Source organism: Vibrio sp. V10_P2A27P122 (genome assembly GCF_963874335.1).
GTDB lineage: Bacteria > Pseudomonadota > Gammaproteobacteria > Enterobacterales > Vibrionaceae > Vibrio > Vibrio anguillarum.
On the sequence record NZ_CAWNHY010000039.1, the window covers coordinates 1 to 9,120 of the forward strand.

The following is a 9,120-nucleotide window of genomic DNA, read 5'->3' on the forward strand; positions in this document are numbered from 1 at the left end:
TGTTACAAGGCTGCCTTTTTTGATTTCTAAATCCAAATTACCAATGACGGTTTTATCGCCAAAACGCTTGCAGACATTCTTTAAAACAACAAAGTTTTCATTTTCCATGGTGATATCTCCAATGGTTATTCTTGGTTATTGGCTTTAGAACGAGAAACACGTGCCTCACCAACGATAAAATCAAAAATTAAAATAATAGCCAACATCACAACAATCAAAATAGAGCCATATGCGATCGCAACTCCATACTCACCATCTTCTACACGATTCAGGATGTAAGACGTTGCCACCCGTGTTTCTGGCGTCACCAAGAAAATAATGGCGCTGACGGTCGTCATTGCTCGAACAAAGCTGTAAATCAGTGTTGAGAGAATTGCTGGTCGTAATAACGGCAACAGAATATGAGTAATGGTTTTAAAGGAGTTAGCCCGCAAACTGAGTGACGCTTCATCGAGCGATTTATCAAGTTGGCCTAGCCCTGCAATACCTGCGCGAATACCTACTGGCACGTTACGCATCACCATGGAAATCACAACAATGGCCGCGGTACCGGTGAGGTAAATAGGCGCATCATTAAATGCAAGAATGTAAGATACCCCCGCAACCGTGCCCGGAACGGCGAAGCAAAGCATGGTTGCAAACTCAATCACTTTCTTACCGTAAAATTGCTGACGGACAACGATATACGCAATCAACAGACCAAAGAAGGCGGTTAATGGCGCTGCAACGCCGGCATAAATCATCGTCGTGATAAGTGATGGCCAAGCACCTTCACTCATTCCCATGCCAAACAGATGAATATAGTTTTTAAGCGTTAAACTGTAATCTACACCCCAGTTCACGGTGAAGCTGCCGAAGATGATGCTGCCATAAAGCAAGATGTTAAATGCCATCCAAAAATAGAGCAGTGCCGAAACCGTATGTTTAAGTAAGGTAGGCAGCGCTTGCACATCGCCACGATATGATTTGCCGGAAATGGTGACGTATGAACGCTTTCCTATCCACAGATATTGGACAACAAAGATCGCCAATGAAAATAGCAGCAAGACGGCCCCAAGTGTGCTGGCGGAAGCGTAATCTAATTGAGCTCCTGCGATGTAGAAGTAAATCTGAGTGGCTAACACATCGAAACTGCCCCCAAGTACAAGCGGGTTACTGAAGTCGGCCAGTGATTGGACAAAGATGATTAAGAAACTGTTGGCCAAAGCAGGTTTGAGCAATGGCATGACAATTTTAAAAAAAGTTTGATAACGATTGGCTCGAAGTGTGTAGGACGCCTCTTCCAGTGATGGATGTAGGGATTTCATCGCGCCATCTAAAATCATGAATGACATAGGAGCAAAGGCGAGCACTTGTGCCATCCAAATGCCTGTAAAACCATACAGCCAGTTTGTCTGTTGTAACCCAAACCAATCCACCATGAGTTCGGTGATATAACCGGAGCGCCCAAGCATTAAAGTCACCCCAAGCCCAACGACAAAAGGGGGAGTCACAATGGGAAGAATAGAAAAAATTCGCGCAATGAAAGCGGAGCGAGTGGCAATGCGTGTGGTATAGATAGCAAAGATCAAACCAAAGAAAGTGGCACCTATACCCACAGATACGCCAAGCAGTACGGAGTTCCAAACAATTTGTATGATCTGCGCTCGGCTCAAAATTTCAATGAATTGCCACGCAACAAAGTTCCCCATTTCATCTTGGAACATCGGTACAAAGATGGCGATACTCGGAAAGATAATAAAAATCGTGATCAAGAGAATAATCGAGATCAGAGCACCAATCACGAAGCTGTCACCGCCCAAAAACTCAAGACGAGCCAATGCCAATGTCATGACAGCACTTAAGGCAATAAATAGTGCAATGGTTGAATAACCTAAACCTTGCTGGGTATACCAAGAGCTGACCAACACGAAAAACATGCATGCCGCTGAATAACCGATATCAAAATAGTGACGGTGTTTGGCGTACTTATTACCTGCATAGCAAGGGCGAATGAGAAGTACACCCGGAAGCGCAAACCATAACCAAGAAATATTGGCACGGCTCCAACCCATAGCGGCATAAAACTCTTGCGATGTTGAATCAAACACTCCGTAATCAAGTGCAAAAGAGGGCAACAGCACAAACGCACACAATAACGTCAGGATCCAATAAAAAATTGGGTCCCTATGCGAGGTTTTTAGCGGCCGATGTGGTGCAGTGCCTGCTGTAAATTCATTCATTTTTCTGTACCAAAGTTGTTTGTAGCCACACGGTGATAAGCCTGGTATTGGCTTTATAAAAAGGGCAGTAGGCACTGCCCATCGAGGCTAAGATAAGGGAATGCGTTGGCTATTCACCCATTTTCACGACATTAACCCACTTATTAATCAATCGCTTACGCTCATCAGATGATCCATAGGTATCCATGTCATAATCGATCAAGGTTAACTTTTTAGGGTCGAGGGCGTTGGGGGATTGTTCCGCTTGAGTGTTAGTTAAAATTTGGAAAGATTGACCTTCTTTCCATGCTAGCTCTTGTCCTTCTTTTGACATGACCCAGTCAACAAACCGTTTCGCGTTATCAAGGTTACGCGACCCTTTGATAATGCTCACACCACCAATTTCATAACCTGTACCTTCACAAGGCGAAATCAGCTCCAGCGGTGCTCCTTTCGATTGTTCGAGTGAGTAGTCATGCAAAAAACCAATACCAATCGCAATTTCACCACGCGCTGAGTTACGTGAAGGGGTAACACCTGATTTGGTGTATTGAGAGACGTTTTTGTCGAGTGCTTTGAAATAATCAAAGGCTTTATCTTCATCCCAAAGTTGAATGAAGGTGGCTAATGCGGTATAGGCAGTCCCCGAACTTTGTGGGTCAGAGATTTGAATCTCTCCTTTGTATTCAGGTTTGGTTAAATCATTCCAGCAGCGCGGGATCGGTAATCCTTTTTCAGCCAAACGTTGAGTGTTCACCCCAAAACCTAAAATACCCATATAAACGGCCGAAGAGTAGTTCCCTTTGCGTTTCGCTGGATCTTTAAATCCATCCATAATGAATTCAAGCTGCGGGGATTGGTAAGCGTGTAAGAGATCCATTTCACCCGCCTGTGATTGAGGATCCAACGTGCCGCCATACCAAACATCCGCGCGTGGGTTCTTCTTCTCTGCTTCGATTTTGGCCAGCGTGCTGCCAGAGCCATTGCGAACAAAAGAGGTTTTTACGTCATATTTATCAGAAAAGGCTTTAGTCGCTGTCTCGCACATGGCGTTAGTGGCACTGCAATAAACCACGAGTCGGCCTTCAGCAAATGCTTGAGGCGCGGCAAGCGAAGCACCGAGAATGCAGGTAGCAAGTACACTGCGAGGTAATCTATCTTTCATGTCTGTTTCCTCTTGTTATTTTCATTACTTAACGTAGACGTAGGGCAGCGTTAAGTTTCATCACATTCCTGTGATTTCGTTTTTGCTGCATGACACAGCGAAATCAGAAAACAACGTGAGGAAAGGTTATGACATAGTGACGGCATTCCCTGCACGCTGCTGCGCTTTTAAAAAGGGCAAAATCAGTAATCCAATCAGTGCGGCTGAGAGGGTAATGACACTGAAAAATCCTTCCCAACTAAATTGTTCAATAATGACAGCCAATGGGTAACTGGCTAACGCTGCACCAAGATAGCCAAATAAGCCGACAAAACCGGTCGCGGTTCCAGCCGCATCCTTGTGCGAACATTCAGCGGCGGCCATTCCTATCATCATTTGCGGACCAAAAATAAAAAATCCGATGGAAAAGAAGCAGCCCGACAACACCACAAAGTTGTCAATCGGTGTTAGCCATAACGCGGCCACTGAAATGAAAATGCCTAGCGCAAAAATCAAGTTCATCGGCGCTCGATTGCCTTTAAAAAATTTGTCCGAGCCCCAACCACCAAATAGCGATCCTAAGAATCCTCCGACTTCAAACATTGATACGGCAGCGTTGGCCGAAAAAAGCTCATAACCATGCCGTTCAGTGAGGTATAAATTACCCCAATCATTTAGCGCGATACGCACCACATACACCAGTAGATAGGAGCTACATAACAGCCAAATGTACTTATTCCCTAGCACGTAACGACTTAAAATTTGGCGAAATGGCAGCCCTTTACCTTCAGACTCATGGCGCTTTTCTAATTCATCGTTACGCCACTCACCCACTGGGGGTAACCCTAACGTTGTGGGCTTATCTTGCATGCGAAAGCAGAGCACTAAACCAACGATGATCGCCAAGCAACCCGGTGCAATAAATCCGTACCGCCAACCAAAAGTCACAGCGATAAAACCAATGCTGATCGGAATGAGCGCGCCACTTAAATTGTGGCAAGTGTTCCAGATAGACCACCAAAACCCACGTTCAGATCGGGAATACCAAGTAGTGAGCAATTTAGCGCACGGCGGCCATCCCCAACCTTGGAAAAAAGCGTTCAATGTCCAAAGCACGGTAAATGCGGCTAGGGAAGAGCTCAAACCAAACAGCACATTAACTACGCCCGTTGCAACCAGCCCCAAACCCATGAAGTAACTCGGTTTTGATTGGTCGCTGACCATGCCAGAAACAAACTTTGACAAACCGTAAGTCATGTAAAAGAGCGTACCAAGCAGACCAACATCGGAATGTTCAAGCCCGAGATCAGTGAGCATCGCAGGCATGGCAAAATTGAGACTTTTGCGTGTGAAATAAAACACCCCATAGCCGACGTACATCGATAACATTAAATGCAAGCGCCAGTAACGATAGGTTGCATCAATGTCCTGTGGTTCTATAGGTGCTGATGTCGGTTTTGAAATCAGAAAACCCAGCATGCTTTGTTTCTCCCTAGTGCTAAGAGATGGTATCGGAGTGATTCACCAAATGAATGAGACAAAGTTATAAGTGACTAGGAAATTTTCCTAGTTTGTTGATATTGTGAGCGGTTTTGTGGGCAAGTTAACAGTTATGCGCGTCCCAAGCGGTATTTGGCTACGCTGCGATTCAATTAAAAATGTGCCACCCAGTGCGCTGACGCGTTCTTCGATGCCGAGTAAGCCTTGGCCTTTGCTGCGCCAATCGGAAGCTAAACCAATGCCATTATCACGTAGCTCGACACTGAACATGTCACCGGGAACAAGGCTTAATTGCACGGCTGATGCTTGTGCATGTTTGCACACGTTATTAAGCAGCTCTTGAATAATTCGATACAGTGTAACGGCCGTAATGTCATCTAAACGCTCTGCAAAAATTCCGAAATTCAGACGAAAATCGACGTGTCGTTCCGCAAATTTCATTTCACTTGCAAGCTGCCGAATTGCACTCTCGAGCCCCAATTCATCAAGCGCATGAGGGCGAAGCTCGGTTAATAATTGACGTGTCGATGAGTGAATTCGTAGCGCGAGCGTGTTGATCGTCTCAGCGATGTTGGTTTGTTTTTCATTTTGTGCCAAGCGACTAGCGAGCATGGATTGGATCTGTATCGCGGTGATATTTTGGCCAATTTCATCATGCAGTTCGCGTGCAACTGATTTTCGGATTTGCTCTTCAACCTTGACTAATTGCCGAGCCAGTTGCTGTTTGTTCGCGAGTTCGATTGCCAGCTTTTGGTTAATTTTAGCTAAGCGTTGCGCCAAGAAATATTGACGGCTAATCGCAATACCAAGCCCTAAGCCAACAAAAGCCTGCGTCGCTATAAAACTTTGGAGTTCAATATCGGATTCAAATGAACCTGTCATTTGCCGTGCCGTAGCAAGTAAAATACTGTTCATTAAACTAGCCAATACGCCGCCTTGCCAACCGTATTTATAAGCCATAAAAATATTGGGAAGCAGGAAAATGAGCAGGGCGATCGGTTTGAGCTGCTCTAGCAAGGTTAACTCCGCGATCAATCCGCCACTAAAAAAAAGCAAACACCACAGCAACGCAGAGGGGCGAAGTGTTACGTCCTGATGAATAAGATCGGGTGACAGTGGTCTCCAGATCTGCTGATGTAGATAATCGTACAGGAGAAATAAGAACGGAGTGAGCAGTATACCGCCGGTCAGAGCTGAAACGGTCGCTTGTGCCACGTAATGCAGTTCGAGGTTGAGCGGTTTGACCAACAGCAAAACCGAGCTCCCACATAAGATGCCGTAAACGACCGTCAACCCGGTAAGCGCCAACAGTTTTTTCCAATAAACGTGCAGTGATGTCCAGAGAGATTGAAAGGCAATCGCCAGCCAATAAGCGATCAATGCAAACAGCAGTAATAGATATTCATGAGCAGCGATAGCCAACACATGCCCGAGCAACGCCACTATAGCCATTTCGCATAAAGTGATCCCAAGCCAAAAACGACGCGGTGCAAGAGTGAGTGTGGCCAGCTTTAAGCCTGTGGGCAAAAACAGACCAGCCAGCAATAAATCAGGAGTTAAGTAGCGGCTGATGTTCCATAAACAAAACCAACCAATTGAATACAAAACGCATGCAAATGCATAGCTAAAGCCAGAGGAGAGAGACAACCGAGGTAAAGCTTCAGAAAATCGATGATGAAAATGCATAGTCGCTTCTATAACGTCTCGTTAACCAACAGTTGGTGAGTAATAGCAAAGCGGATGAGATCCACATTGTTGGTAAGCCCCAGTTTGCTTAAAATATTTGCCCGATGCACGTGAATCGTTTTGTGGCTAATTGATAAATCGTAACCAATCTCTTTGACGTCTTTGCCTAAAATCAGGTGATCAAACACCTCTCTTTCGCGTTTAGTTAACCCTTCAAGGACAGATGGCGTACCTGAAGCATTGCTTAGGTTAATTAAGGCATCGGCACACAAATAGCGATCACCATTAGCCACGGTACGAATGGCGCTCACCAACTCTCCAGGCCCACAACGTTTTGATAAATAACCACAAGCGCCAGCTTCTAGTGCTTTACTGACAAAGGACGCCGAATCATAAATAGAGAGAATGATGGCTTTAAAGTCCGGCTGAGCGCGGCGCAGTTTCTCTAACAACACAAGCCCACTTTCATCGGGCATTGAAATGTCGATAACTGCCACATCGATAGAAGCGTTCACCAGCGCACGAAATGCTTCGCGCGCGCTACCATACTCACTGTGGACATGAATGTCTGGTTCAACCGATAACAGTTGTGCAAAGCCAGAGCGAACCATGAGGTGGTCATCCACCAAAGCAACTGAAATCATACGGGTATCCTATAGGTTTGCAGTGATAGTCGCAGATGTATCAATAAGTATCAAAAACCAGCGCAGGGGATGTGATTGCTCTCTCGAAACTTATGATCAGTGGCAGGTAGGCATTAAATGAGCGAGTTACTCGCACTACGAGGGCAGTGAAACAAAAACATCGCTTGCAGTTCGAGCCTTGAACAAGTAACGTTGCGCAGTTTTTTATACAATTCACATTTATTAAGGTACTGGTTTTGATCTCCACCGCGAATATCACTCAACAATTTGGCGCAAAGCCTCTGTTTGAAAACATTTCCGTTAAGTTTGGCGAAGGTAATCGCTATGGCCTGATTGGCGCTAACGGTTGTGGTAAGTCAACATTTATGAAGATTCTAAGCGGAGAGCTTGAACCTTCGAGTGGTAACGTTAGCTATGATCCTAACGAACGTGTGGCGAAACTGAATCAGGATCAATTCGCTTACGAAGAGTTCACGGTTATCGACACGGTAATCATGGGCCACAAAGAGTTGTGGAAAGTTAAACAAGAACGTGACCGTATCTATTCTCTGCCTGAAATGACCGAAGAAGATGGCATGAAGGTTGCGGATCTCGAAACTGAATTCGCGGAAATGGACGGCTACATGGCCGAGTCTAAAGCCGGTGAATTGTTGCTTGCGGTAGGCATTCCTCTTGAACAGCACTTTGGTTTGATGAGCGAAGTGGCACCAGGTTGGAAACTGCGTGTGCTATTGGCGCAAGTTTTGTTTGCTGAACCACACATCATGCTGCTTGACGAACCAACCAACAACTTGGATATGGATACCATTCGCTGGCTAGAAGATACGCTAAACCAACGTAACTGCACCATGATCATCATCTCGCACGACCGTCACTTCTTAAACAGCGTATGTACACATATGGCTGACTTGGATTATGGTGAACTGCGTCTGTACGCGGGTAACTACGACGAGTATATGACAGCGGCATCGCAAGCGCGTGCTCGTCTGCTCTCTGATAATGCCAAGAAGAAAGCACAGATTGCTGAACTGCAAACTTTCGTTGCACGCTTTTCTGCGAACGCATCTAAAGCGAAGCAAGCGACGTCACGAGCTAAGCAGATTGACAAGATCCAATTGGACGAAGTTAAAGCGTCTAGCCGCCAAAACCCTTTCATTCGTTTTGAACAATCGAAAGAGTTGTTCCGTAACGCGTTAGAAGTTGAAAACCTTAGCCAAGGTTTTGAAAACGATCTGTTCAGTAACTTCAACGCCATTTTTGAAGTGGGCGAACGCGTAGCGATCATTGGTGAAAACGGCGTCGGTAAAACGACACTGCTTAACACCTTAGCGGGTGTACTTGAGCCTCGTAGCGGCAGCTATAAATGGTCTGAAAACGCAAACATTGGTTACTACGCTCAAGATCACGCGCACGATTTTGCCGAAGATATGAACCTGTTTGACTGGATGAGCCAATGGCGTCAAGAAGGGGATGACGAGCAAGTGATCCGCAGCTTCTTAGGGCGGATGTTGTTTGGCCAAGATGACATCAAGAAATCCGTTAAGGTCATCTCTGGTGGTGAACAAGGTCGTATGTTGCTTGGTAAGCTAATGATGCATAAGCCAAACATGCTGCTGATGGATGAGCCAACTAACCACATGGACATGGAATCGATCGAATCACTCAACACGGCGTTGGAGAACTACAAAGGGACTCTGTTCTTCGTATCTCACGACCGCGTATTTGTGGACTCACTGGCAACGCGCATCATTGAAATCCGTGATAACAAACTGACCGATTTCAAAGGCACTTATGCTGAATTCTTGAAATCTCGTGGCGTAAACTAATCCACGGTTTACTCTTAAGAAAAGGCTTCCTGCGGGAGGCCTTTTTAATGCCTGCAATCTGGAACGAGCCAAAAAATAGAGTGCATTAAAATGGAGCGCACGTTCCAATTTGGTGCGCA

The 9,120-nt window shown here is 45.6% G+C and carries 6 protein-coding genes and 1 pseudogene; 1 reads left to right on the forward strand and 6 read right to left on the reverse strand.

The window, feature by feature from the left end; genetic code table 11:
* The 6 genes and pseudogenes from AACQ17_RS02455 to AACQ17_RS02480 form a co-directional block, all read right to left on the reverse strand.
* Positions 1 to 108: pseudogene (locus tag AACQ17_RS02455) on the reverse strand (ABC transporter ATP-binding protein); the annotation flags it as partial.
* Positions 109 to 125: 17 nt separating this feature from the next.
* Positions 126 to 2,222: an ABC transporter permease gene (locus tag AACQ17_RS02460; RefSeq protein ID WP_026027999.1), complete on the reverse strand. Its 2,097-nt coding sequence runs from the start codon at positions 2,220 to 2,222 to the stop codon at positions 126 to 128.
* A 109-nt stretch (positions 2,223 to 2,331) separates the two neighbouring features.
* On the reverse strand, positions 2,332 to 3,366 hold the full coding sequence (locus AACQ17_RS02465) for an ABC transporter substrate-binding protein (RefSeq protein ID WP_013856874.1): 1,035 nt from the start codon (positions 3,364 to 3,366) through the stop codon (positions 2,332 to 2,334).
* 126 nt (positions 3,367 to 3,492) lie between these two features.
* The gene (gene uhpC / locus AACQ17_RS02470) at positions 3,493 to 4,824 is read right to left on the reverse strand and encodes an MFS transporter family glucose-6-phosphate receptor UhpC (protein ID WP_069212172.1); all 1,332 of its coding nucleotides are present in this window, start codon (positions 4,822 to 4,824) and stop codon (positions 3,493 to 3,495) included.
* Between the two features lie 87 nt (positions 4,825 to 4,911).
* Positions 4,912 to 6,531: an MASE1 domain-containing sensor histidine kinase gene (locus tag AACQ17_RS02475; protein ID WP_094147698.1), complete on the reverse strand. Its 1,620-nt coding sequence runs from the start codon at positions 6,529 to 6,531 to the stop codon at positions 4,912 to 4,914.
* Positions 6,532 to 6,539: 8 nt separating this feature from the next.
* Complete coding sequence (locus AACQ17_RS02480) at positions 6,540 to 7,175, reverse strand: response regulator (protein WP_013856877.1); 636 nt, start codon at positions 7,173 to 7,175, stop codon at positions 6,540 to 6,542.
* 236 nt (positions 7,176 to 7,411) lie between these two features.
* Here AACQ17_RS02480 and AACQ17_RS02485 point away from each other — a divergent pair, with 236 nt between their 5' ends.
* Positions 7,412 to 9,001: an ABC-F family ATPase gene (locus AACQ17_RS02485; RefSeq protein WP_017042874.1), complete on the forward strand. Its 1,590-nt coding sequence runs from the start codon at positions 7,412 to 7,414 to the stop codon at positions 8,999 to 9,001.
* Positions 9,002 to 9,120: the final 119 nt, after the last annotated feature.